Source organism: Pseudomonas sp. IAC-BECa141, from assembly GCF_020544405.1.
In the GTDB taxonomy this organism is placed as follows: Bacteria; Pseudomonadota; Gammaproteobacteria; order Pseudomonadales; family Pseudomonadaceae; genus Aquipseudomonas.
The window spans coordinates 2,687,485-2,709,393 of record NZ_CP065410.1 but is presented as its reverse complement, the minus strand read 5'-3'; the positions used below and the strand labels follow the sequence as shown (position 1 = coordinate 2,709,393).

Annotated in this window: 23 protein-coding genes, 2 pseudogenes and 1 riboswitch; of the genes and pseudogenes, 18 read left to right on the top strand and 7 right to left on the bottom strand. The window is 57.6% G+C overall.

Features of this window, described 5'->3' with window-relative positions:
* The first annotated feature begins 2 nt into the window (after positions 1 to 2).
* Positions 3 to 2,048: a P-loop ATPase, Sll1717 family gene (locus tag I5961_RS12355; RefSeq protein ID WP_227235378.1), complete on the top strand. Its 2,046-nt coding sequence runs from the start codon at positions 3 to 5 to the stop codon at positions 2,046 to 2,048.
* Positions 2,049 to 2,118: 70 nt separating this feature from the next.
* A complete protein-coding gene (locus I5961_RS12350) occupies positions 2,119 to 2,520 on the top strand; it encodes a hypothetical protein (protein WP_227235377.1) in 402 nt (133 codons plus the stop codon).
* A gap of 71 nt (positions 2,521 to 2,591) precedes the next feature.
* Here the strand turns inward: I5961_RS12350 and I5961_RS12345 are convergent, their stop codons facing one another.
* Positions 2,592 to 3,152, bottom strand: a complete 561-nt coding sequence (locus I5961_RS12345) for a gamma-glutamylcyclotransferase family protein (RefSeq protein ID WP_227235376.1) — start codon at positions 3,150 to 3,152, stop codon at positions 2,592 to 2,594.
* A gap of 183 nt (positions 3,153 to 3,335) precedes the next feature.
* Between I5961_RS12345 and I5961_RS12340 the strand changes: the two genes are divergently transcribed.
* Both I5961_RS12340 and I5961_RS12335 read left to right on the top strand, forming a co-directional pair.
* Positions 3,336 to 3,557 (top strand): hypothetical protein, encoded by a 222-nt coding sequence (locus I5961_RS12340; RefSeq protein ID WP_085690574.1) that lies wholly within the window; start codon positions 3,336 to 3,338, stop codon positions 3,555 to 3,557.
* Between the two features lie 542 nt (positions 3,558 to 4,099).
* The gene (locus I5961_RS12335; RefSeq protein WP_085700267.1) at positions 4,100 to 4,459 is read left to right on the top strand and encodes a DUF6124 family protein; all 360 of its coding nucleotides are present in this window, start codon (positions 4,100 to 4,102) and stop codon (positions 4,457 to 4,459) included.
* A gap of 196 nt (positions 4,460 to 4,655) precedes the next feature.
* Here the strand turns inward: I5961_RS12335 and I5961_RS12330 are convergent, their stop codons facing one another.
* A complete protein-coding gene (locus I5961_RS12330) occupies positions 4,656 to 5,456 on the bottom strand; it encodes an SDR family NAD(P)-dependent oxidoreductase (protein ID WP_227235375.1) in 801 nt (266 codons plus the stop codon).
* 106 nt (positions 5,457 to 5,562) lie between these two features.
* Here I5961_RS12330 and I5961_RS12325 point away from each other — a divergent pair, with 106 nt between their 5' ends.
* Both I5961_RS12325 and yfcF read left to right on the top strand, forming a co-directional pair.
* On the top strand, positions 5,563 to 6,525 hold the full coding sequence (locus tag I5961_RS12325; RefSeq protein WP_227235587.1) for a GlxA family transcriptional regulator: 963 nt from the start codon (positions 5,563 to 5,565) through the stop codon (positions 6,523 to 6,525).
* A gap of 84 nt (positions 6,526 to 6,609) precedes the next feature.
* Entirely contained in the window at positions 6,610 to 7,242 is a 633-nt protein-coding gene (gene yfcF / locus I5961_RS12320) for a glutathione transferase (protein ID WP_227235374.1), read from the top strand.
* Between the two features lie 82 nt (positions 7,243 to 7,324).
* Here the strand turns inward: yfcF and I5961_RS12315 are convergent.
* A pseudogene (locus tag I5961_RS12315) lies at positions 7,325 to 7,450 on the bottom strand (O-methyltransferase); the annotation flags it as partial.
* Between I5961_RS12315 and I5961_RS12310 the strand changes: the two are divergent.
* Positions 7,437 to 7,796: pseudogene (locus tag I5961_RS12310) on the top strand (TetR/AcrR family transcriptional regulator); the annotation flags it as partial. The pseudogenes I5961_RS12315 and I5961_RS12310 sit on opposite strands and share 14 nt — an antisense overlap.
* Here the strand turns inward: I5961_RS12310 and mug are convergent.
* Positions 7,760 to 8,272 carry a G/U mismatch-specific DNA glycosylase gene (mug, locus tag I5961_RS12305; protein WP_227235373.1) on the bottom strand — a complete coding sequence of 171 codons (513 nt, stop codon included), beginning with the start codon at positions 8,270 to 8,272 and terminating at the stop codon, positions 7,760 to 7,762. The pseudogene I5961_RS12310 and the gene mug sit on opposite strands and share 37 nt — an antisense overlap.
* Positions 8,269 to 8,892: a TetR/AcrR family transcriptional regulator gene (locus tag I5961_RS12300; RefSeq protein ID WP_085700272.1), complete on the bottom strand. Its 624-nt coding sequence runs from the start codon at positions 8,890 to 8,892 to the stop codon at positions 8,269 to 8,271. Before I5961_RS12300 ends, mug begins: the two co-directional genes overlap by 4 nt.
* A gap of 223 nt (positions 8,893 to 9,115) precedes the next feature.
* Here I5961_RS12300 and I5961_RS12295 point away from each other — a divergent pair, with 223 nt between their 5' ends.
* The 5 genes from I5961_RS12295 to I5961_RS12275 all read left to right on the top strand — a co-directional run bounded on the left by I5961_RS12295 (position 9,116) and on the right by I5961_RS12275 (position 15,123).
* Complete coding sequence (locus I5961_RS12295) at positions 9,116 to 10,240, top strand: HlyD family secretion protein (RefSeq protein WP_085703767.1); 1,125 nt, start codon at positions 9,116 to 9,118, stop codon at positions 10,238 to 10,240.
* Positions 10,240 to 11,706 (top strand): DHA2 family efflux MFS transporter permease subunit, encoded by a 1,467-nt coding sequence (locus I5961_RS12290; protein WP_227235372.1) that lies wholly within the window; start codon positions 10,240 to 10,242, stop codon positions 11,704 to 11,706. Before I5961_RS12295 ends, I5961_RS12290 begins: the two co-directional genes overlap by 1 nt.
* An 18-nt stretch (positions 11,707 to 11,724) precedes the next feature.
* The gene (locus I5961_RS12285) at positions 11,725 to 13,143 is read left to right on the top strand and encodes an efflux transporter outer membrane subunit (RefSeq protein WP_227235371.1); all 1,419 of its coding nucleotides are present in this window, start codon (positions 11,725 to 11,727) and stop codon (positions 13,141 to 13,143) included.
* 22 nt (positions 13,144 to 13,165) lie between these two features.
* Entirely contained in the window at positions 13,166 to 14,116 is a 951-nt protein-coding gene (locus I5961_RS12280) for an aldo/keto reductase (protein WP_227235370.1), read from the top strand.
* A gap of 71 nt (positions 14,117 to 14,187) precedes the next feature.
* Positions 14,188 to 15,123 carry a LysR family transcriptional regulator gene (locus tag I5961_RS12275; protein WP_085703764.1) on the top strand — a complete coding sequence of 312 codons (936 nt, stop codon included), beginning with the start codon at positions 14,188 to 14,190 and terminating at the stop codon, positions 15,121 to 15,123.
* A gap of 45 nt (positions 15,124 to 15,168) precedes the next feature.
* Here the strand turns inward: I5961_RS12275 and I5961_RS12270 are convergent, their stop codons facing one another.
* The gene (locus tag I5961_RS12270; protein ID WP_085700278.1) at positions 15,169 to 15,426 is read right to left on the bottom strand and encodes a DUF2790 domain-containing protein; all 258 of its coding nucleotides are present in this window, start codon (positions 15,424 to 15,426) and stop codon (positions 15,169 to 15,171) included.
* Positions 15,427 to 15,621: 195 nt separating this feature from the next.
* Positions 15,622 to 15,828, top strand: a riboswitch (cobalamin riboswitch).
* 90 nt (positions 15,829 to 15,918) lie between these two features.
* Between I5961_RS12270 and I5961_RS12265 the strand changes: the two genes are divergently transcribed.
* From I5961_RS12265 to I5961_RS12250, 4 genes are all read left to right on the top strand, one after another.
* Positions 15,919 to 17,856, top strand: coding sequence for a TonB-dependent receptor plug domain-containing protein (locus I5961_RS12265; RefSeq protein WP_227235369.1), 1,938 nt, complete (start codon positions 15,919 to 15,921; stop codon positions 17,854 to 17,856).
* Complete coding sequence (locus I5961_RS12260; RefSeq protein WP_227235368.1) at positions 17,856 to 18,215, top strand: (2Fe-2S) ferredoxin domain-containing protein; 360 nt, start codon at positions 17,856 to 17,858, stop codon at positions 18,213 to 18,215. The genes I5961_RS12265 and I5961_RS12260 overlap by 1 nt, the downstream gene beginning before the upstream one ends.
* Positions 18,212 to 19,138 (top strand): ABC transporter substrate-binding protein, encoded by a 927-nt coding sequence (locus I5961_RS12255; protein WP_227235367.1) that lies wholly within the window; start codon positions 18,212 to 18,214, stop codon positions 19,136 to 19,138. Before I5961_RS12260 ends, I5961_RS12255 begins: the two co-directional genes overlap by 4 nt.
* Before the next feature lie 99 nt (positions 19,139 to 19,237).
* Positions 19,238 to 19,459, top strand: a complete 222-nt coding sequence (locus I5961_RS12250) for a hypothetical protein (protein WP_085703760.1) — start codon at positions 19,238 to 19,240, stop codon at positions 19,457 to 19,459.
* A gap of 79 nt (positions 19,460 to 19,538) precedes the next feature.
* Here I5961_RS12250 and I5961_RS12245 read toward each other — a convergent pair whose 3' ends face one another.
* A complete protein-coding gene (locus I5961_RS12245) occupies positions 19,539 to 19,985 on the bottom strand; it encodes an anti-virulence regulator CigR family protein (RefSeq protein ID WP_227235366.1) in 447 nt (148 codons plus the stop codon).
* A 244-nt stretch (positions 19,986 to 20,229) separates the two neighbouring features.
* On the opposite strand from I5961_RS12245, the gene I5961_RS12240 reads away from it, so the two are divergent.
* Positions 20,230 to 20,922 carry a phytanoyl-CoA dioxygenase family protein gene (locus tag I5961_RS12240; RefSeq protein ID WP_227235365.1) on the top strand — a complete coding sequence of 231 codons (693 nt, stop codon included), beginning with the start codon at positions 20,230 to 20,232 and terminating at the stop codon, positions 20,920 to 20,922.
* 56 nt (positions 20,923 to 20,978) lie between these two features.
* The gene (locus tag I5961_RS12235) at positions 20,979 to 21,896 is read left to right on the top strand and encodes a helix-turn-helix domain-containing GNAT family N-acetyltransferase (RefSeq protein WP_227235364.1); all 918 of its coding nucleotides are present in this window, start codon (positions 20,979 to 20,981) and stop codon (positions 21,894 to 21,896) included.
* Positions 21,897 to 21,909: the final 13 nt, after the last annotated feature.

The window sequence follows — 21,909 nt, the reverse complement described above, 5'->3', positions numbered from 1 at the left end:
CAATGTCGAAGATTCAACTGCCGAAGGACGCTCTGCAGAGAATAAAACTAGGACAAGCGTTTGCTGAGTACGACATTATCAGAAATGATCACGAACTATTCGTAACAACACCAGCGACCCTTTCGGCGCTTAACCAAGATAGTTCAAATTGTTTTTTTGTTGGTCGTAGAGGAGCTGGAAAAACTGCAATAACATTTGAGGTTGAGCGTCGCTTTTCTCGCACGCTAAATATTGTCCCTCAAATATTTGATCTTCTTAAACTGCCTTTGGATCATGAACAGTTCCTAGACACGCGCCAGCGCCCTTTTAAATCATTGATGCACTCAATGGAGCGTGCATTGATTGACGAAGTCATTAAAGAATGGGTGACACAGGGGGCAATTAGCTTCGATAAGGCTTCAGACACTATTCGAAGGGAAAGGGGTTTAATCGAAGACTGCGACTTTGATCAACGAGTACTTAACGTCACCGAAGAAATCTTTGATGCCTACACAAAAGACAACGATAAGTTATGGCTTAGGCAAATAAGCCGAAGCAAAAATTTACTTACCGAAATCAATCAGGTAACCGCAACCGCACCACTAAACTATGTACTCCTGATAGATCGCCTGGACGAGTCGTGGGATGGTTCAAACTCCGCCATCATTTGTTTGATGGCTCTAATGCACGCCACCGTCAGATTGATTGCGGCAACCAAGCATGTAAAACCTTATGTATTCATTCGGGAAAACATATATGACCGGATTCGCTCACTTGACAATGAGTTCTCAAGACTAGAAACATCTGTGGTTTTCCTGGATTGGTCTCCCGAAAAGTTAACTGAACTGGTTGAACGCAGACTCGTAAAACCTTTCACTACCAAGCCAAAGTTAGGAGGAGAAGCGTGGGAATGTTTCTTCGACCCCGACGGCCTAAAAACAAGTGCTTACTCAGTCATGAATCTCTGTCAAAATCGACCACGAGACATCTTGATGCTGACAAGTTATGCAATCGACTCAGCCATTAATCATGGAAACCAGAAAGTTAAAGACTCTGACATGGATGTAGCTTCTAAGCGATACAGCACCAGCAGACTAAAGGACTTGGGAGACGAATATGCAGAGAACTTCCCAAATATCAATTTAGTATTGGAATATTTTTTCGGACTAGGCAATGAGTACACGTTGGTAGCAATCGAGGATTTTATACAAAAATTACTTGTTACAGAGTCAATTAACAAATACTGCAATACTTGGTTTTACGATCACACAACTCCATTTAGATTCGTCGAAGTCCTATACGGAATAGGCTTCCTTGGAATACGGCGCAAGAAAGAGGTTGAATACAAGGAGTCGGGCAAGGACTCCAATGCAAAGCCGTCCTTCGACAATAGCTCCACCTTTTATATCCACCCTACATATCACGAAGCTCTGAACCTTCAGCCACTGCTACTAAAAAACCTTAGAGATGAAACGCAACTAAAAAGCGAGGGAATTCTTGAAGATTTACCAGATGCTTTCAATCGCGACGAATACAAAGGAGCACTTCAAGAAACTCTTGAGAACTTAAGAACACTTCCAAAAGGACCTTCAGGAGCAAAGGAATTTGAAGAAATCGTTGGCAATATCATTAAGCTCTGCTTTTTTCGATCACTTACGAATGTACAGCCACGAGAGAGAGATCTCGAGGGCACCGTGATACGAGATTGGGTAGTCTCCAACAGAGCACCTGACGGGTTTTGGGAGGTCATTAGAACGAAGTATGGCTCTACGCAAATAGTATGGGAATGCAAAAACTACGACGTTCTCAAAGCCGATGACTTTCATCAAATAAACTACTACTTAAACGACACATTTGGAAGATTCGGAATAATCGCATTCAGAGGCGACGACATGCGAGCAAACTACTACCGCCACATATCAAACATTATAAATAGAAATAGATCAGGCATGATTGTTGTTCTCACACAAAAAGACCTAGAGGTATTTCTCCGACAGGCGATTAAAGGAGCCTTCAAAGAATCACACCTACAGGACAAATACGACCAAACGATACGACAAATATCTTAATAAAATATATATCACTTTATTTTTACATAATGAAATCAGCCACCATCATTTGCAATCTAGGAAATAAGATATGACTCGCAAAATTGAAGACAAAGCAAAAATATATCTTCTATACGAGTTCAAACACGAATCGTGCAGCTTTCACGACAAGGACATAAGCGACAAAGGTTTCGACATCTGGCTCAATGAAACAAACCAAAAACCAAGAAAAGTAGAACTGAAGGCAACCGATTCTGCATATCAAAGACCCAGCAACATCTTCGAACGCCTAGTCTTCAATGCTGAAATTGAAAAACAGCTTTTCGAGAGCGGAGAATCCATTATAGCGAGAGTTTTTATGGGATCCGTCCCCCCACGAGTTTTCTTAATCACTAACGCCATATTCAATGGGGGCGCAAAACTAAACTCCGAAGCGAGATACGTAGTGCGAGGAAAAATAAACTACGAAAATTCAATTTCTGAACTTATTTAAAAAAAACGTCATGGATTTATTCTATATTAAGCCACTAAAAGGAAATTACAAAAACGGCCCATCACACTTATCTAACAATCGTAAATGGCGCGCTCTTTAGCATCTCGCACTTTATCAGCATCCTCAACAGCCTCAACACTGCTAATTTTATCTCTAATATAATCTTCGGGCAAAAGTGCTTCGCGCGCGCCAATAGCAACATGATTTACGTACCATGAGTATGGCCTACGAGCATCATCGATATTAGATGCAACGTACGTTATTGCACTTATCAGGACACCATCTCGAGTTGTGACAACTATCTCTTTTTCATCGTACCCATAGCCAAGCCCTTCAACCTTATCCAAAATTGCTTTTTCGATCTGATCAATCTCAAAGAGAACCCCATAAACAACATCATCAGCTTTCGAAGTGAAATACGCATCACACTTTCCTGAGCCATCTTTACTCGCCTTATGAAACCTTAAATCGTAACAACTAAGACTATGACATCCAAGAGCAATTGCGCTTGGAATCCGCACCCTCAGCCGAGAAAGTGACATATTTGATCCGTAAGCAAAATAGTTCATAGCAACCCCGATAATAAAATTATTTAATAGAAAAAAATTATAGCTCGAAATTAAAGAAACCATACGTAGGAGGTCTGGTTCGCCACAGGTGGAATTTTCTCGGAAGACAGGGGACCGGAAGATAGGGGGACGGATTTATTTTCGGATGAATAGCTCAATTTTCTTGGCCAGTGAAGGCACTGTGATAGCATGCGTCCGCCCCCCGGAGAGGGGGAATTTTTCCACATCCCGCAAGGAATATGCCCCGTGAAAGACTTCGTCATCAGCGTCAACAACACCGTCCTCTATCTCTCCCTGGCATTCATCTGGCTGGTCGCTATCGTCGCGATTTTCACCAGCGGGTTCTTGCCGGCGCTGGGTATCTTCGTGGCCGGCACCCTGTGCTGGTGCATCATTTCCGGCTTCTGGTTCGTCCAGTCGGCGACCTACGAAGAACTGCGCAAGCTGAACGCAGCCAATAAAGGCTGAAACGTCAGGGTGGGACCGTAAGTGCCCCGCCCTACCCTGAGCGCTTGGTTCCGTGCCAAGCGTTTCTCTCTGCTGCGAACTACTCGCACGCCCCCGCCTCCTCCGACCTGCAAATAACTTCGCCCTTTCCCTTTCAGCCAATAAGTGACCGGACTGTTTATCAGAAAATGAGCCCTCACCTTTGAGCGCTTAAACAGGTTCGTTTAAAGCAACCCGCCGTAACTTCCTCGAGGCTACAACGCCTTGCGTCATTGCCTACGACTACGCCAGAATCCGCCGGCTTGTGCGTCTGGGGTGCGGCTTTTATCGTTCCGGGGTCACTGAAAAACAGTGATCGGGTTTGGTAGCCCGGTATTTCCAGGCGCATAGCGCCACCTCTTTGCAGGGATCGTTCTCGTCTCTGCTTTTTTATGGTGGCCGTGCGCAGGGCTTCTTCGGAAGCGCCGGGTTCCTGGACCGGTCTACCAACCTGAGCATGGCCACCACCTCACGTTTGGTAGCGAAGGGTGATGGCTCCTAAATTGCTTTCCAGGAGATACATCATGATTAAACCAACACCCAACCCACCCGAAACCGACACCACCTCTCCCTACGAATCCCCCAACTCCAAAAAACTCCACGACGCCGCAGAGCGCGCGCTGGATCACTACCTCTGCCCCGCCGCCGGGATCATGTCGTCCTGCAACGAACCCGAGCGGATGTACCTGGCCAATCCGAAGTACAACACCGAATGCTTGCTGGCCAACGCCAGCGAAAACCTTGGGGCGGCCAGTGAGATGCTGAGCAATTTCGCGGCAACGCTCGATCCGTCCCATCGCAAGATGGCGATCGGTATTGCGCAGGTCGTGATGATTGCCGAGCTGGCGGTGAATCAGGCGCTGGATCACGTCGAGGCCGCGTAATCTCACGATGGCTGCAGGAGCAGTCCTTGGCTACTTCTACAGCGAATCATCGCGGTCCGTATTGTGACTGGAACAAGTGCGACTGAGGCCGGCACGGGATATCGTGCCAGCCTCAAAATCGCCAATGAAATGAGGCAGATCTGTTATCCGGTAGCGGGATAAAAGGTCTGCCTCATTTTTTGCGTTAATGCCTGCCTCAGTCTTCAGTGCGATAACGTGCAGCCGCCTTACTCAACGACAAATTGGGCATGAGCTTCTGACGCGCAGCCTCATAGGCATCCAGATCGGCAATGTCCGGAAGCGCCGGAATGGTGACGAACTCGCCCTGATCGAGGCCGGACAGTGCCGCGTCCACCATGTCTTCCGCGCGCATCACGATGGCTTCCGGCAGATGCTCCAGGGATGTGCCGGCCGCGCCCCAGAACTCGGTGGCCGTCGCGCCGGGCAGGACTGCCTGAACGCGCACATTCTTGTCCGCCAGTTCATGACGCAAGGATTGGCTGAACGCCAGAACGAAGGCCTTGGAGCCGCCGTAAACGCCGTTCAACAACTCCGGAGCAATGCCCACGATCGAGGCGATGTTGATCAGTGTGCCGCCGCCACGGGTGACAAACCCCGGAACAGCCGCGTAGGTCAGTCGCATCAGCACGTTCACGTTGAGCGTGAGCAAGTCTTCGAGTGTGTCGACGTTCGATTCCAGCAGTGGCTGAGTCGCGCCAATCCCGGCGTTGTTTACCAGCAGAGAAATGCTGGCATCGGTCTTCAGCCGCTCCTCGACCCGTGCCAGATCGGCACGGTCGGACAGGTCAGCGGCCAAGACTTCTATGTTGCGACCGGTTTCGTCACTCAGTCGTTTGGCGAGGGCATTGAGGCGTTCGCGATTTCGCGCGACCAGGATCAGGTCGTGGCCACGTCGGGCCAGGCGTTCGGCATAAACGGCACCGATGCCGGACGAGGCGCCGGTGATGAGGGCAGTACCGAGGCGGGATTGAGTCATGTCGAGTCTCCAGGGTGGTGGGAAGCACTGGACGACAGCATGCGACGGCTAGGCGATATCTCAAATGACGTATAAGGTAGTGATTCAGGACATTCGAGATAAAACCATGCATCGCATCGGCTATTTGCTCACTGACGGCTTTCAGGTGCTCTCGCTGGCAACCCAGGCAGTTTTCGAGTTCGCCAATCAGGTCGCCGAGGAGCCCTTCTACACCGTCGAGAATTTCTCGCCGGACGGCGGCATGGTGCGATCCTCGCTGGGGCTGGCCCTGGAAACGCGTCCGCTTCAGGCGCCCGGGCTGGCCGATACGTGGATCGTTGTCGGGGTCAACGACCCCGTGAAAAACGAAACGCCCACGGCAGTGCTCGATTTCGTACGCAAGGCTGGCACGCAAGCCAGGCGCACCGTCGGTATCTGCACGGACGGTTTCATCCTCGCCGAGGCAGGTTTGTTGAGCAGCCGACGTGCGACAACCCACTGGGCCTACGCCCAGACTCTGCAAAAGCGCCATCCCGAAATCAGCGTCGAAGTCGATCGCATCTATATCGTCGACGGCCCTTTCTGGACGTCAGCGGGCATGACCGCAGGCCTGGACCTTGCGGTCGGCATGGTGGAAAAGGATCTGGGGGCCGAGGTCGCCCGCTCGGTGGCACACAAACTGGTGATGCACCAGCACCGGTCCGGCGGGCAGTCGCAGCACTCGGAAATGCTCGACCTCGCGCCCAAGTCCGACCGTATCCAGAGCGCTCTGAACTATGCGCGAAAGCATTTGAATCGCGCGCTCAGTGTCGAAGAACTGGCCGGCGTAGCACACCTGAGCCCGCGCCAATTCACCCGCATTTTCAGCGCGGAAACCGGCCAGTCGCCCGCCAAGGCCATCGAAGGCCTGCGATTGGAGGCCGCTCGTTTGATGATTGAACAGAGCCGGCATTCCCTCGATGTCATCGCCAGCGAATCGGGGTTTCGTGATCGCCGGCATATGCGTGAAGCCTTCATCCGAGGCTTCGGCGTGCCTCCGCAAGCGGTGCGGCGCGATGCTCGTCGGGTTGTGCCGGAACTGCATTCCTGACAGGAATGCCCCCATAAAAAACATGAATTTTATTTAGGGCGCCCAATCTTTTAGCGTGGCCACTCCGCATATGGAGATGACGCTATGAATGATTCAAGCCTGCGCCTTTACGTCGATGCTCAATTCACCAGTCCCTACGCAATGTCGTGCTTTGTGGCCCTTCGAGAAAAGGGAATCGAGTTCGAAATGAGCACCCTGGATCTGGACAAACTGGAGAACCAGGCCAGCGATTACGCCCGTCTTTCGCTGACTCAACGGGTGCCCACCCTCGTGCGGGGCGACTTTGCGTTGTCGGAGTCATCGGCGATCACGGAATACCTGGAAGACGTGTTTCCCCAAATACCTGTTTACCCTCAGGCCCCACAGAAACGCGCAGCGGCGAGACAAGTTCAAGCGTGGCTTCGTAGTGATCTTCTACCGATCCGACAGGAGCGCTCTACGCTTGTCGTGTTCTACGGCGTCAAATACGGCCCGTTGTCAGCGTCGGCTGAGGCTGCCAGGCAAAAGTTGGTTGATGTCGCTCAATGGCTGCTGACCGACAATCCGGATTACCTTTTTGGTGAGTGGTCGATCGCCGATGTTGATCTGGCATTGATGCTGAACCGGTTGATACTCAACGGGGACAAGGTGCCGGCTCAGCTGGAGGATTACGCGCAGCGCCAATGGCAACGCCCGACGGTGCAAGAGTGGGTCAAGCTGCAACGACCTCGAATCTAGGAAAAAACGGGGACTCAGTGAAAATGGACTGAAAATGGGGACAGATTTATTTTTTCAGAAAATAAATCTGTCCCCTTTTCTCCGCGTCCCCTTTTCTCCGAATTTCAATCAGATCACTCACCCCGCCTTCAACAAAATGATGCCGAGCCAGTTCGATCTTCGACGGTTCAAACTCGCTGCCGATCAGCACACCGCCGCCGCTGGAACGCCTGCGCACGCTGGTGCATGCGTTCATTCGTTCGGAGTGCGAGGAAGCGCAGATGCGTGGCGCGTTGAGTGATGCGGCGCCGCTTTATCGCGATGCGCCGCAGGCCCATGAAGTGCGGGCGGCGGGCAAGCGGATCTTTGCGACATTCATGGTCGAGTTGCTGCCCGGGGCCAGCGAAGCCATTCGCTCGCAAGCCTGCGATCTGATCCTGGCCACGCTCAGTTCGGTGGGAAAGGATTTTTCACTCAGCCCGCGCACCGACGAAGAAATCACCGCCCGCGCCGAGGGTATGGCGGACATGTTCAGTGCTTATGTGCTGACACTCGAAGCCCGTCGAAGCTGCTGATACGCCGCCACCAGTTGCGCTTGATTGAACGCCAGGTTGCGGCCGCTGGGATTGGGCAGAATCCAGACTCTAGCGCCGCCGAACATGTCCTCTTGCAGCCCCCATTCAATCGACTTCCTGCCGGATAAACCGGCGTACGCCGCCTTGCCGAGAAACGCCACGAAGCGTGGCGCGTAGCGGGCGATCTTGCGTTCGAAGCTGGCAGCGGCTGCGGTGAATTCCTCGGCAGACAGTTGATCCGCACTCGCTGTCGGCCGATCGACCACGGCGGTCAGGCCGCAGTCAAAGTGCAGAATCGAGCGGTCGTCTTCCGAACGCACTTCATGGGGTGTGAAACCGGCCAGGTGCAACGTGCGCCAGAAGCGGTTGCTGCGGCCGGCGAAGTGATGGCCCTGCTCTGCGGCCAATAACCCCGGATTGATTCCGCAGAACACCACGGACAAACCTTGAGTGAGGATGTCCTCAAGCCCGTTCAACCGCAGATCACCTTCACCGCATCGCGCGCCTGCCCCGCCAGTTCTTCGCGGGATTTACCGGCGCGGGCGCGGATCGAGATGCTGTGCAGCAGCGATGACGCGAGCATGGCTCGTGCGGCGGCATCCACATCGCCGGTCAGTTCGCCGGATTCGATCGCCCGTTGCAGGCGGGCTTCAAGATCGGCATCGAGCTGGCTCAAGCGCTGCGACAGCACGTTGCGGATTTCCGGGTCCTCGACCGCTTCGGTGGTCGCGGTGCCGATGGCGAAACAGCCGCGTGGCTGGCCGTCGCCGGAAAAATAGATCGCCAGTTGCCCTTCGTAAAAACCGGTCAGGGCCTGTTCCAGGGTCAGGCTGCTGTCGTTCAGCGCGGCCTGCATGGCGGCGTGGGCGGTGTCCCAATACTGATCGAGGGCCTTGATGTAAAGCGCGTGTTTGTCACCGAACGCGGCGTACAGGCTGGGGCGGTTCATGCCGGCGGCGCTGGCGATGCTGTCCAGTGACGCGCCGGAATAGCCTGTGTTCCAGAACACGCCAAGTGCCTGTTGCAGAGCGGTTTGCGGGTCATAGGCCCGTGGACGGCCACGGCCTTTTCCTTCTGTCGGTTTATTTTGTGCCATGTCGTACAAATTCCTTGCAGGGAAATGAAGTCGCTCATATTCTTACACCATCGCACAAAATTAAGGAATCAGAAATTCCTTGATCGGCAGGTTTGTTGTAACAGCGCTCGAACCGAGGCTGGCGACGACGAAACAGCGGCAACAGAGAACCCCTCCTGCACCGCGCACTGACTTGATGACGCACCGCATTCAACGCCGCCCAGCACTTTGGAGAGAGCCGTTCATGAATCAGCCATTAGATCTCACCGCAGAACAAGCCCGCGCTCACCCCGTCGACGCGCCGCCGAAGAAGCCGCTCAAGCAGCATCTGCGCCCCGTATTGATGTTCGGCGTTCCGGCGCTTTTCGCCGCGATTGGCTACGGCCAGTACGTTGCCAACGAGCCCTTCGTTTCCACCGACAACGCCTATGCCCGCGTGGCCAAGGCCTCGATAAATGCGCGGATTTCCGGGCAAGTAGTCGAGATCGCGGTCGACGACAACCAGCCCGTGCGCAAAGGCCAGGTGCTGTTTCGCATCGATCCCAAGCCGTTGCAGATCGCCGTCGACCGGGCCGAAGCGCAACTGGCCAATGCTCGCTTGCGCATCGACGGCCTCAAGGCCAGCTATCGCCAGCAACAGGCCGAGCTGCAATCGGCGAAAGCTTCGACGGATTACGACCAGAAGGAGTTCGCCCGCAAGAAAGCCTTGATCGCCACCGAGTTCGTGTCGAAGGCCCTTTACGAGCGCGCCGAAACCGACCTAAAAGTCTCGCGCCAGCGCATCGCGTCCATCGAGCAACAGATCGCCAGCACCGTCGTCGCGTTGAACGGCAACCCGGACATTGCCCTCGACGATCACCCCACCGTGCGCGAGGCCAGGGCGCAACTCGACGAAGCGCAGTTGTATCTGTCCTACGCCACGGTCACCGCGCCGGACGACGGCATCGTCGCCAAGGTCGATGATTTGCAGGTGGGCAATTACGTCAACAACGGCGCACCGGCGTTCGCGCTGATTTCCGACCGGGAAATCTGGATCGAGGCGAATTTCCGCGAGACCCAGGTGACGCACATGCGCCCCGGCCAGACCGCGACCATCACCCTCGATACCTACCCGGATCGCCCGTTCAAGGCACACGTGATCAGCATGAGCCCCGGTGCCGGTGCCGACTTCGCGCTATTGCCGCCGGAGAACGCCACCGGCAACTGGGTCAAGGTCGTGCAGCGGGTACCGGTTCGTCTGGAACTGGACGAGGCCGATCCTGCCTTGCCGCTGTTCTCCGGCACCAGCGCCACGGTCAAGGTTGATACCGGGCACCGCACGCCATGGTGGCATCCGCTCAAGTCGTTGTTGTCTGCGGGTAATTCGTGATGAACAGCTCAACAGCCGATGCGCGGGCACTGCGGTTTGTCGCCCTGCTCGCCACCTATATGCAGTCAGCCAACCTGCCGTTGCCGAACGCCGCGCTGCGGTTGATTCAGGGCAGTCTGTCGATGACCGACGATCAGGCCGGATGGATTTTCACCGCTTATCTGGCCGCGAGCGCGATCACGATGCCGGTCGCGCAATGGCTCGCCGGACGCTTTGGGTTGAAGCGGGTTTATCAGACAGCGCTGGTGCTGTTCGCCCTCGGTCTGTGGCTCGGCACGCTGGCCGGCGCGCCGCTGGAGTTCATCGCCGCACGCATTCTGCAAGGCCTGGCCAGCGGCGTGATTGCGCCGTTGTCGATGGCTATCGCTATGGAGTCATTGCCTGGTGAACACCGCCCGGCGTTCGGCCCGAAATGGACCGCGCTGGTGCTGTTCGGCATCGTCAGCGGCCCGAGCATCGGCGGCGTAATCTGCGAGTATTTCGACTGGCGCCCGATGTTCTACCTCAGCCTGCCGCTGACCGCTTACATCCTGATTGTGGTGTCGTTGCTGCTCGCCGAGAAGAAAGCAGACTCGCGCCCAGCGTTTGATTTCTTCGGTTTCGCCAGCTTCACGGTCGGCATGATCGGCCTGCAGATGCTGCTCGATCGCGGCGAACGGCTGGACTGGTTCGACTCGCCGGAAATCTGGATCGAAGCGCTCGCCAGCGCCCTCGGCCTGTACCTGTTCGTCGTCCATGCGCTGACCCGCAAGACCCACTTTCTCAGCAAGGGTTTGTTCGGCGACCGCAACTTCATGTTGTCGACCGTGATGTTCTTCGCCCTGGGTTTCGTGTTGCTGTCGACCATGGCGCTGACCTCGCCGATGCTCGATGAAGTCCTCGGCTATCCGCCGGACACCACCGGGTTGCTGACCGTTCCCCGTGGCATCGGGCTGGTGGGTGCGTTTCTGTTGATGATGCGAGCGCCGGCATGGATTGACGCGCGACTGTTTGTCGCCGCCGGCATCGCGCTTGTGGTGTACGCCAACTGGCTGATGCTCGGTTATTCGCCGCTGATGGACTGGACGCCGGTGGCCGTCACCGGGTTCATCCAGGGCGTGGGGCTGGGCATTCTGATGCCGGCGCTTAGCAAGACCGCGTTCAGCACCATTGACCCCAAGCTGCGCCCGGAAGCCACCGGTTTCTTCAACCTGATGCGGGTCTACGGCAGCACCCTCGGCGTGGCCGTGGTGCAGATCTTTTTCTTCAACAACACCCAGGCGATGCACTCGGCGCTGGTCAGTCAGCTCACGCCTTATCGGGTGGCCATGCCGACGTCGTTGCCGGCGCTCGAAGGCCTCAACCATCTGGTCACCCATCAGGCGGCGTTCGTCGCGGTGATGGGCCAATTCAAGATTCTGATGCTGGCGATGCTCGTGGTGAGTCCGCTGGTGATGTTCCTGCGCAAGCCCGTTGCGGCCAACTGATGACGTGGAGTCTGAACCATGAAAGCTTCTATGCGCCTCACCCCGCTGGCGATGCTGGTGATGTTGTCCGCTTGCACCGTCGGCCCAGATTTTCAACGGCCTGCCGAGAGCCCGTCGCTGCATTACGATCAAGCTGCCGAACAGCATTTCGCGATGGGCCAGCGACTCGACGGCGATTGGTGGTCGGCGTTTCGTTCACCAAAACTCGATCAGGTTGTGCGTCGCGCCATCGACGGCAATCTCGAACTGGCCGCCGCTGACGCGACTATTCGCCAGGCCGCTGCTTCGGTCGCGGCGGCGGAAGGTGTGCTTTATCCGCAGGTCGATTTCGGCGCCTCTGCCGGTCGCCAGCGTACGCACAACGGGCCGCAACCGGTGGTTTCCAATTTCTACGGGATCGGGCCACGGGTCGTGTTCGATCTGGACGTTTTTGGCGGCAACAAACGCACGATCGAACAGCAGCAAGCGCTGACCGATCTGCAAAAGCATCGCTACGAAGCAGCCTGGCTGACGTTGACCGGTGATGTCGCCAGCCAGGCTTTGCTGCTGGCCTCGGCCAACGCGCAGATCAACGCCGTGGAAACCCTGCTGGCCAACGACGCGAAAAACCTCGATCTGGTGCGCCGAGCCCAGGCAAGCGGCAGCACCACGCAAATCGACGTGTCGCTGGCCGAAACCCGCCTTGCTCAGGATTGCACGTTGCTGCCGCCCCTCGCCCAGCAGCGCGATGCAGCGCGTCATGCATTGTCGATTCTGGCCGGCAAAGGTCCGGCGGACTGGATTGCGCCGGACTTCAGTCTCGACGAGTTCGCCCTGCCGTCGAACATTCCGGTCAGCCTGCCGTCGACCATGGCCCACACCCGGCCGGACATCCTGCAAGCCGAATCCGAACTGCACTTCGCCAGCGCGGCGGTGGGTGTCGCGACGGCCAATCTGTACCCGCATGTCGAGCTGTCGGCCTCGCTGATGCAAGCCGCCTCAGGCAATGGCGGCGCCGCGCTCTGGGGATTTGCCGCCGGGCTCACGGCGCCGGTCTTCAACGGCGGCACGCTCAAGGCTGAGCGCGAAGGCGCCGTCGAAGGCTACAACGCGTCGCTCGCCCGCTATCAACAAACGGTGATTCAGTCCTTCGGCCAGGTTGCGGACACCTTGCAGGCGCTCAACCACGGCGCCGAGCAAAACCTGGCGCAGGACGATGCCCTGCGCGCCGCCGACGCCAGCCTGCGCCTCAATCGCCAGGCCTACGCCCAAGGCGAAAACAGCCTGCTGCAGGTGCTGGAAGCCGAACGCGCCTATCAGCAAGCCTTGCTCGGACAGATTCAAGTGAAGACCGCGCGTTATCTCGACTCGGTGCGCCTGTTCGTGGCGCTGGGTGGCAACTCGGTGGGTGTGCTTGATCAGAAACTCGCCGCCCGCAAGACCTCATCCCTTCTATAACGACAGATACCGGAGACACGACATGACTTACGAAGCCTTTCACGATGAACTTCGCGACACCCGCATAGCGTTGAACAACGGTGCTGGTTCGATGCCGGCCGTGGGGTTTGGCACGCTGTTTCGCGACTTGAGCACCACCACCGAAGCAGTGAAATGCGCGCTGGAAGTGGGCTTTCGCCACTTCGACTGCGCCGAGCGCTATCGCAACGAGACGCAGATTGGCGAAGCCTTTGCGCAGGTGTTTGCGGCGGGCCAGATCCGTCGCGAAGACGTGTTTGTCACCACCAAACTGTGGAACACCAACCACCGCCCCGAGCGGGTCAAACCGGCGTTCGAAGCCAGTTGCCAGCGGCTGCAGGTCAACTATCTCGACTGCTACCTGATCCACACGCCGTTCGCCTTCCAGCCCGGCGACGATCAGGACCCACGGGATGTGTTCGGGCACGTGATCTACGATGGCGAGACCCGTTTGATCGACACCTGGCGTGCCCTCGAAGCGCTGGTGGATGACGGTCGCTGCAAGTCCATCGGGCTTTCCGACATCACCCTCGACGCGCTGAAGGACATCGTCGCCGCCGCGCGAATCAAACCGGCGGTGGTGCAGATCGAATCCCATCCGTACCTGCCCGAGTGGGAGATGCTGGAGTTCTGCAAGGAACACGGCATCATCCTGCTCGCCTTCGCCCCGCTGGGCCATGGCATGGAGCCGAATGTGCTTGAGGATTCGGTGCTCACCGGGATCGCCCGGCACGTACAGAAAACCCCGGCGCAAGTGGCCCTGGCCTGGGCGGTGCAGCGGGGAACGGCGTTCCTGACGACCTCGGCGAACCCGAGCCGGATTCAGGAAAACTTCGATATCGCGACGTTGCCGCACCGGGCGATGCGCGAGATCAGGGAAGAGATCACGACGCGAATCCGCTTCAACTCGGTGGTCGAGACGGGCGTACCCGGTTTCATTCCCCGCAAAAAGTGACCATGGCGAAGGGGCGGTCTACTGTGAGGTCGCCCCTATATTCTTTCCACCTGCCTGTTGAGACGACACCGATGGACGTTTTCCAGAGCATGCGTTTCTTCATCGCCGTCGCCCAAAGCGGCAGCTTCACTGCCGCGGCCGAGCTGCTGGACACCAACACCACCAACGTCTCCAAAGCCATCTCCGCCCTCGAAGCGCGTCTGCACACCCGGCTTATCAACCGCACCACCCGGCGTCTGGCCCTGACCGAGGCCGGCATGCGTTATCTGGAGCGCTGCGAAAAAATCCTCGATGACGTGCGCGAAGCCGACGAAGAAGCCGGCACCGCCCAGACCTTGCCCGTTGGCCGCTTGAAAATTCACACCATGTCGGCCATCGGCAACCACTACGTGATCGACGCCATCGCCCGCTATCGGGAAATTCACCCCACGGTGATGTTCGACCTGACCCTGACCAACCGCGTCCCGGACCTGCTCGAAGAAGGCTTCGACATGTCCATCGTGCTGGCCCGCGACCTGCCGGATTCCGGCTTCGTCGCGCAACGTCTGGGCATCACCTACAGCATCCTCTGCGCCTCGCCCGCCTACGTGGCAAAACGCGGATTGCCGCAAACACCGGGTGAGCTTTGCGAGCACGAGTGTCTGCGCATCGTCAACACGGTAATGCCGGTGGAGAACTGGACTTTCGAAGGGCCCGAAGGCATGGAAACCATCACCATTCCCGTGTCGCCCTTTCACATCAACACCGCCGACGGCATGACCATCGCGATCGGAAAAGGCATGGGCATCGGCATTCAGCCGATCGCATCGGCCGTGGATGGCCTGAGGGCGGGAACACTGGTGCGGGTGCTACCGGAATACCGGCTGGAGGAGTTGAACCTGTTTGCGATCTATCCGTCGCGCAAGTTCGTCGATGCGAAGATCAAGACCTGGGTTGAGTTTCTGAAGCAGTCGATCCCGCAGTTACTGGCATCGGATGAAGACGTGGTTGGAGCGAAAGCGGTTTGAGCGTGGCAAGTATGGAGTGTCGACCCTCCATCCTCTGCACCTGACTCAACTGGAACAGCCAGTGCCCATCACCTGATATTGCAGAACGTGGCGCTCGCCATGGGAATCTTCGTAGGTCATCTGCACCGGCACCGGGGCGCATTCGTTGGCCGGTTCGGTAATGGAGATGACGTGCTCGATATCCAGATTTGTCGAAGAACTGTAGGTCTCGACCGGGATATTCGCCGCGTCCGTGTTATCGGCGTAAGCGTGTGCACCGAAACTGCCAAGCATTAAAACCAGAGCGATTTTCTTGAAGCTCATGATGTTCACCGTCTCGTTGAGGACCGTGTTTGTTCACGGGTTGGAGACGATGCTAAGGGTTGGGGTGGCGAGGAAATATCGGCGGGTTGGACAAACACTGTTGCTGGATTTCGTATGAATCGGATCAAGCCTGCAAAACCGCCTTCAACGTCATCCATCGACCGTCCAGGTTGACGCACGCCCACCCGAATGTTCAGATGCCGCCCTGTTTCAGGTGTCCCATGCCGCCGTGCATGGGGTGAAACGGGAAACCGGTACGTTCTTTTCGAACAAGTCCGGTGCTGCCCCCGCAACGGTAGGCGCGTGATGCTTTCGACACACCACTGTGGCCAGACGGCCATGGGAAGGTGAAAGCGTCCAGACGCGCGAGCCCGGAGACCGGCCTGAAATGCTTTTGGCAAACTCCTGCGGTGGGCGGGCATGGGCCGGTGTCGGCGTGTGCGCGATGCCTTCTCCTGCATGCTCTTCTGCGAAGATCCTTTCGAGAAGACGATGATCAAACCTTTCAACACTCCGGCTCCATCCCTGTTGTTCGGCTGTCTGTTCAGCCCCCTGTTGCTGGCGGATGACACGCCGCTCGAACTCCATCAGCAAATCGTTTCCGCTCCGTCCGTGGAGTCCACCACGGTGGCCGACATGGCGCAGTTCGGCAGCAAGGTCGAGATCGTCACCCGTGAGCAGATCGAGCGCGCGGGCCCCAGCGCCGATGTCAGCCGCGTGATGCAGATGTTCATTCCCGGTCTGTACGTCGCGCCGAAAAACGGCCCGTTCGACTACGGCACTTATTCCCTGCTGGGCGGGCGCAACGACGACACGCTGATCCTGCTCGACGGTGTGCGTCTGAACAATCGTCTGTACGGCGGTTTGTACCTCGACACTTTGCCGGCCAATGCCATCGAACGCATCGAAGTGCTGAAGGGTGGGCAAAGCCTGTTGTTCGGTACGCAAGCGGTGTCGGGCGTGATCAACATCGTCACCCGCAGCCCGCACAGCCGCAAAGCCTCCGGTGAAGTGAACATGGGCCTGGACACCTTCGGCGGCACCACCGGTGATGCGCGGGCCGAGAACATTTTCAGCAACGGTTTTGGCGATCTGGGCTTGCTGGCCTATATCAGCCATAACGTCTCGGACGGCTATCAGCCGTTTCGTAATCGCGACCTGAAAAACGTCTCCGAAAAGAAACGCGCCTATGAAGTCACAACGTTCGGCGGCAAGGCGATTCAGTCCTTCGGCGATGACAAACGACTGGAGCTGTTCTACCAATACGCCGACGCCAACGTCGATTTCGCCCGCCCGGTGGACAACCACAAGACCACCAACGACCGCGTCCAGCAGATCGCCACGGCGACCTTCGAACAGACTCTCAACGAGCGCCTGAGCTACTTCATCAAAGGTCATATCAACGACTGGGACACCCGCTACACGCGCATCAACAACACCGCCAATGGCGGCACCCGAACCATCAATCACAACGACTACTGGGGCTTCACCGACTGGGGCGTGCAGGCCGAAGGCAAGGCGCAATTGCCCGGCGGGCACGTACTGGTGTTCGGCACGGACAACCAGTGGTTCAAAGGTCAGGACGATGTGCTGATCATCGACAACGACAAGGCCGAAGCCCATGCGCTGTATACCCAATTGCGCCCGCAGATTGACGCCCTGCCCGACTGGCACCCGAGCATCGGCATTCGTCACGAAGCCATGGGCGGTGGCGACAGCGCCACGGTCGGCATGCTCACTTCGCTGTATGACCTGAACGAAAACTGGGCCCTGCGCGGGCAGTACGGCACGGCCTACAAACTGCCGAACGCCGAGCAATTGTTCGTCAACGAGCCCGGTGATGAGTTGGGCAACCGTAATCTGAAACCGGAGAAAAGCCGCAACGCCGAACTCGGTCTGGATTACAAAGGCCTGCTGCTCGACCGCGAGTTCAGCGCCAGCGTCACCCTGTTCAAACGCAAGATCGACGACCTGATCACCCTCGACGACATCCAGTGGGTCAACGGCCAGGGCCGGGTGCAGATGCGCGGTTTCGAGGCGGACGCCAGACTGGCGCTCAACGAGCAATGGAGCCTGCAGGCCGACATGACCCGCAACCTCACCGAGTCGCGCTCGGGAGTAACGCTGAACGATGTGCCAAGCTTTTTCGCCCGCTCACGCATTGGCTACGAGTCGGTCGACCGGATGTGGGGCGCCGGCGGTGCGATCCGCTATATCCGCGACGTGATCAGCTCGAAACAGATCGAATACGGCCATTATTCGGTGGTGGACGCCGATGCTTATCGCTATCTCGACGGCGCCCATCAGCATCGCCTGAGTCTGTTGGTGGAGAACCTGTTCGACCGCGACTACGTCACCAGTCGCTCGAACAACGTCGACAACCTCGGGCGGCCGTTCACCTCCGAAGTCCGCTACACGTACCGCTTCTGATGACTGACATCATCACTACCGACGGCATTGATTCGCATCCGGACTGGTCGCAGGTGCCCGAGCATGCGCGCCATGTGTTCCTTTGCACCGGCCCGCGCTGCACCCAGCGCGGCGCCTTGCAGTTATGGAAAACCCTGCGCCGGCACTTGCTGGTGCATGACCGCATAGAAACGCCGGGCGGCGTTCTGCTGACCCGCACCCATTGTCAGTTCCCGTGCAATCTGGGGCCGATTGTGACGGTGTATCCGGAGATGTGCTGGTACGGCGTGCGCAGTTACGCGGATGTCCAACGACTGGTCGAGGGGCATCTGGTGGGCGGTGAAGTGGTCGAGGATTTGTTGATCAGGGCACGCTCATGAGAAGACTCGTTTTTTTGGGCGCCCTGCTCTGCGCGTGCCCCGTCTGGGGCGACAGTTACCGCAACTGCGGCGAGACCTGGAACGCGCCGGCCACGCCACCGTCGCGGATCGTCGCCCTCAATCAGCACGCCGCCGATCTGGTGCTGGCATTGGGTGCAGGCCCCGCCCTGGCGGGCGTCGCCTATCTGGACGACACCGGCGCACCGCAGTCCGAATATTTCGGCGTGCCGGTCATTGCGCCCCGCTACCCCTCGAGCGAAGTGTTGTACGCGCAGAAGCCGGATCTGGTGATCGGCGGGTTCGCCTCGGCCTTCGGCAACGGCGTGACGTCACGCAGCGGGCTGGGGCGCAACGGTGTGGCGTCCTATCTGCTGGAGTCAGCGTGCAACGGGTATTCGCTGGACTACTTCGAACACATCCGCAACGACCTCTCGACCCTTGGCGCGCTGCTGCACAAGCAGCCGCGTGCGCGCGAGCTGAGCGATAAGCTGGACGCCGATCTGAACCGTGCGAAAGCACTGGCCGGCTCGGACGAACCGCTCTCGGTGTTCTATCTGGACAGTGAGGTCAACGGCCTCGACAGCGAGGGTCGACGGGGTTTCGTCACCCCGCTGCTGGCTGCTGCCGGCGCGCGAAATCTGTTCGCCGATATCAACCAGTACCGGGTAACCGTGAGCCGCGAAACCCTGCTCGCCAGCGATCCGGACGTGATCCTGCTGGCCGACGCGCAATGGTCGCCGGCCAGTCGCAAGCGTCACTTACTCGGGCAGGATCCGGTGTTGTCGACCCTGCGGGCGGTACGCGAGAAAAGGATGATCGACATTCCCTTCACTCATCTGCTGCCCACGGTGGACAGCGGTCGTGTGGCCCTGGATTTGGCGCAGCAGTTCAAAGCAATTCGGGCGACCGAGACCGATCATTGACGGCATCAATAACAACCATTAATTCAATGAAGTTCTCATATCGAGTCCAAAGCGTAGGATCTGCTCCACACGAACCCACTGCACACGGAGTACAGAACTATGAAACGCCAGACCCTCTTTGGTATCGCCTTCTCGCTCTTCGCCCTGAATGCTTTTGCAGCGACTGAAACCGACCCGCTGTTCAGCGATGCGGTTGCCTCTGCGACTCAGACCGATCCGCTGTTTAGTGACGCCGTTGCCGCGACTGAAACAGATCCGCTGTTCAGTGATGCGGTTGCCGAAGGTGGTTCTGACCGTCTGATCGAACGTCGTAACGTCTGAATGCGGGGTTTTACCGCAGTACTCGACAAAAGCCCGGTCTTATCCGCCGGGCTTTTTCATATGTAGAGAGATTTATTTTTCAATCAAAGGCGCCATTGAGCACCTCATAAATCAGCCCGGTGGCCAGTGCGACCAGGATCAGATCGGTGCCGACCTGCTGCCATTCGTAGCCGTCGTAATGCGGCAGTCTGCCGACCAGTCGACCATCGAGCTTCTTCGCAATACCGGGCGGCAGCGGTTTGCCGCGGGCCAGGTTTTTCTGGATGCCGGGCGGCAACGCCGGGCCCGGAGTCCAGTAGCCGCGATAGCCATCCACGATGCCGATCACCCCGGCGTGGTCGATACTCGGTCCATGCCCCTGATAGCCGCCCCCGCCTTTTTTCCCCTGATTGCCATGATCCTGGCTGTTATGCGGATTGCCTTTGCCCTGTCCCTTTCCGTTGCCAGGATCGGCCAGCGCTGTCAGCGAACTGCTCAGCACTGCAATACAGGTCGTGGTCGCAATCAATGTGCGTAAACCGGACATCGGTCGTTCCTTGAATGGATGGGTGTCTGTGGATTCTAGTCAGTTTTTTTACAGGCATGCTGAGACGGCCCTGTCATCGGGGTTCTGGGACGATTTTCAGCCGAAGGGGGGCAGATTTCAGCTTCATATCCTTGGGCAAATCCGGCAGCGTGGCACTGCCGGGAGAAAATTAGCCATCGAATAGCCTTCATTGATTGAGGCTTTTGTCTACGCTCTGCGTTAGCCAACCAAACCGAGGACATCTGTGGCTGACCGCGAGCAACTCCATCGAAACGGTTACGTGCTGCTGCGCCAGGCAATTGCGCCAACATGGCTGGACACTCTGCGTGCAGTCTTCGATGCAGGCGTGAAACCTTCCGGTGAATGGCCCGTGCCCCGTGGCATCGACTGGCGCCATTCGCAACTGGACACTGACGCCACCGTTCAGGCCGTGTGCCGATTGCCACCCTTGCTGGCGGTGGTCGGCGAGTTGATCGGCGAGCGCTTCTTCCTCTCTCAGGTCGAGGGCCGCGAACCGCTTATCCATGGCGGCCAACAGCAATTGCACCGCGACTTGTCGGCGCAACGCCCCGGCGACACCGTCAATGCGCTGGTGTACCTCGACGCTTACGGCCCGGAAAACGGTGCAACCCGCATCGTTCCCGGTAGCCACCGCCCTGCCCTCAGCGACCTTCCGTTCAACTTCACGGACGAATCCCGATCCGTACAACTGACGGGCAGCGCGGGCGATATCCTGATCTTCGATGCCGACCTGATCCACGCCGGCAGCCTGAACTCCACTGGCGCACGCCGTCGCACCCTGTTGATCACCTTTTTTTCCGAATCGCTCTACGCCACACACCTGGAAACGGTGAACCTCAGAAACATACGAATGGACACGTCTGAGCGGCTCGATCCGACGGACTTTGCGTTCGCGATTGCGGGATCATTCATTTGACTTGATTGCCTGAGGCAACTATATAGTTGCCTCAGGCAAACAAATGAGCGTCCACCATGTCCACGATCACCGACCGCGCCGACATCGTCCGGCAGTTCAACCGCTTCTACACCCATCAGATCGGCGTGTTGCAGGAACACTTGCTGCAGAGCGAGTACTCGCTCACCGAGTTGCGCATCCTCTACGAACTCGCGTCCCAGGGCGATCTGACCAGCACCGACCTGCGCCAGATGCTCGGCCTCGACGCGGGCTACATGAGCCGGCTCATCAGCGGTTTCGACAAAAAAGGCCTGATCCAGAAGGTCCCCTCCGCCACCGACGCCCGCGCCAGTCAGTTACACATCACCGACCTCGGCCGCGAGATCCTCGCGCCGCTGGAGCAAGCCTCGCGGCAAGAAGTCATTACTCTGCTCGAACGCCTGTCCGAACCGCAGCAACTGCAACTGATCGCATCGATGAAGCAGATCCAGACGCTACTCGAGGGCGGCCAGTCAACGACCTACCTGCTGCGCGATCCGCAACCCGGTGACATGGGACTGGTGGTGCATCAGCAAACCGCGATCTACAGCCGTGAATACGGCTGGAATTCGGAGTTCGAAGCGCTGGTGTCAGAGGTCGTCGCCAAATACCTGCGCGAATTCGACCCCACGGTCGAGCGCTGCTGGATCGCGGAGAAGGACGGCAAGGTGGTGGGTTCGGTATTCGTCATCCGCCACGACCAAACCACCGCGAAGCTGCGCATGCTCTACGTGGATGCCAGTGCGCGGGGTTTGGGGATCGGCAATCGGCTGGTCGAGGAATGCCTGCGGTTCGCCCGGGATGTCGGCTACAAAAAGATGATTCTGTGGACCACCAGCAATCTGGTGGATGCCCGCCGGTTGTATCAGCGGGCGGGGTTTGAGCTGGTCGAGGAAGAGCCGATTCACAGCTTCGGCAAGGATTTGGTGAGTCAGACGTGGGCGATTGAGTTGTGAAGCTTGGGCCCGC

Coding starts and splice junctions, on each gene's coding strand:
- I5961_RS12355 (WP_227235378.1), top strand. CDS start 3: ATGTCGAAGATTCAACTGCCGAAGGACGCTCTGCAGAGAATAAAACTA.
- I5961_RS12350 (WP_227235377.1), top strand. CDS start 2,119: ATGACTCGCAAAATTGAAGACAAAGCAAAAATATATCTTCTATACGAG.
- I5961_RS12345 (WP_227235376.1), bottom strand. CDS start 3,152: ATGGTTTCTTTAATTTCGAGCTATAATTTTTTTCTATTAAATAATTTT.
- I5961_RS12335 (WP_085700267.1), top strand. CDS start 4,100: ATGATTAAACCAACACCCAACCCACCCGAAACCGACACCACCTCTCCC.
- I5961_RS12330 (WP_227235375.1), bottom strand. CDS start 5,456: ATGACTCAATCCCGCCTCGGTACTGCCCTCATCACCGGCGCCTCGTCC.
- I5961_RS12325 (WP_227235587.1), top strand. CDS start 5,563: ATGCATCGCATCGGCTATTTGCTCACTGACGGCTTTCAGGTGCTCTCG.
- yfcF (WP_227235374.1), top strand. CDS start 6,610: ATGAATGATTCAAGCCTGCGCCTTTACGTCGATGCTCAATTCACCAGT.
- I5961_RS12300 (WP_085700272.1), bottom strand. CDS start 8,892: ATGGCACAAAATAAACCGACAGAAGGAAAAGGCCGTGGCCGTCCACGG.
- I5961_RS12295 (WP_085703767.1), top strand. CDS start 9,116: ATGAATCAGCCATTAGATCTCACCGCAGAACAAGCCCGCGCTCACCCC.
- I5961_RS12290 (WP_227235372.1), top strand. CDS start 10,240: ATGAACAGCTCAACAGCCGATGCGCGGGCACTGCGGTTTGTCGCCCTG.
- I5961_RS12285 (WP_227235371.1), top strand. CDS start 11,725: ATGAAAGCTTCTATGCGCCTCACCCCGCTGGCGATGCTGGTGATGTTG.
- I5961_RS12280 (WP_227235370.1), top strand. CDS start 13,166: ATGACTTACGAAGCCTTTCACGATGAACTTCGCGACACCCGCATAGCG.
- I5961_RS12275 (WP_085703764.1), top strand. CDS start 14,188: ATGGACGTTTTCCAGAGCATGCGTTTCTTCATCGCCGTCGCCCAAAGC.
- I5961_RS12270 (WP_085700278.1), bottom strand. CDS start 15,426: ATGAGCTTCAAGAAAATCGCTCTGGTTTTAATGCTTGGCAGTTTCGGT.
- I5961_RS12265 (WP_227235369.1), top strand. CDS start 15,919: ATGATCAAACCTTTCAACACTCCGGCTCCATCCCTGTTGTTCGGCTGT.
- I5961_RS12260 (WP_227235368.1), top strand. CDS start 17,856: ATGACTGACATCATCACTACCGACGGCATTGATTCGCATCCGGACTGG.
- I5961_RS12255 (WP_227235367.1), top strand. CDS start 18,212: ATGAGAAGACTCGTTTTTTTGGGCGCCCTGCTCTGCGCGTGCCCCGTC.
- I5961_RS12250 (WP_085703760.1), top strand. CDS start 19,238: ATGAAACGCCAGACCCTCTTTGGTATCGCCTTCTCGCTCTTCGCCCTG.
- I5961_RS12245 (WP_227235366.1), bottom strand. CDS start 19,985: ATGTCCGGTTTACGCACATTGATTGCGACCACGACCTGTATTGCAGTG.
- I5961_RS12235 (WP_227235364.1), top strand. CDS start 20,979: ATGTCCACGATCACCGACCGCGCCGACATCGTCCGGCAGTTCAACCGC.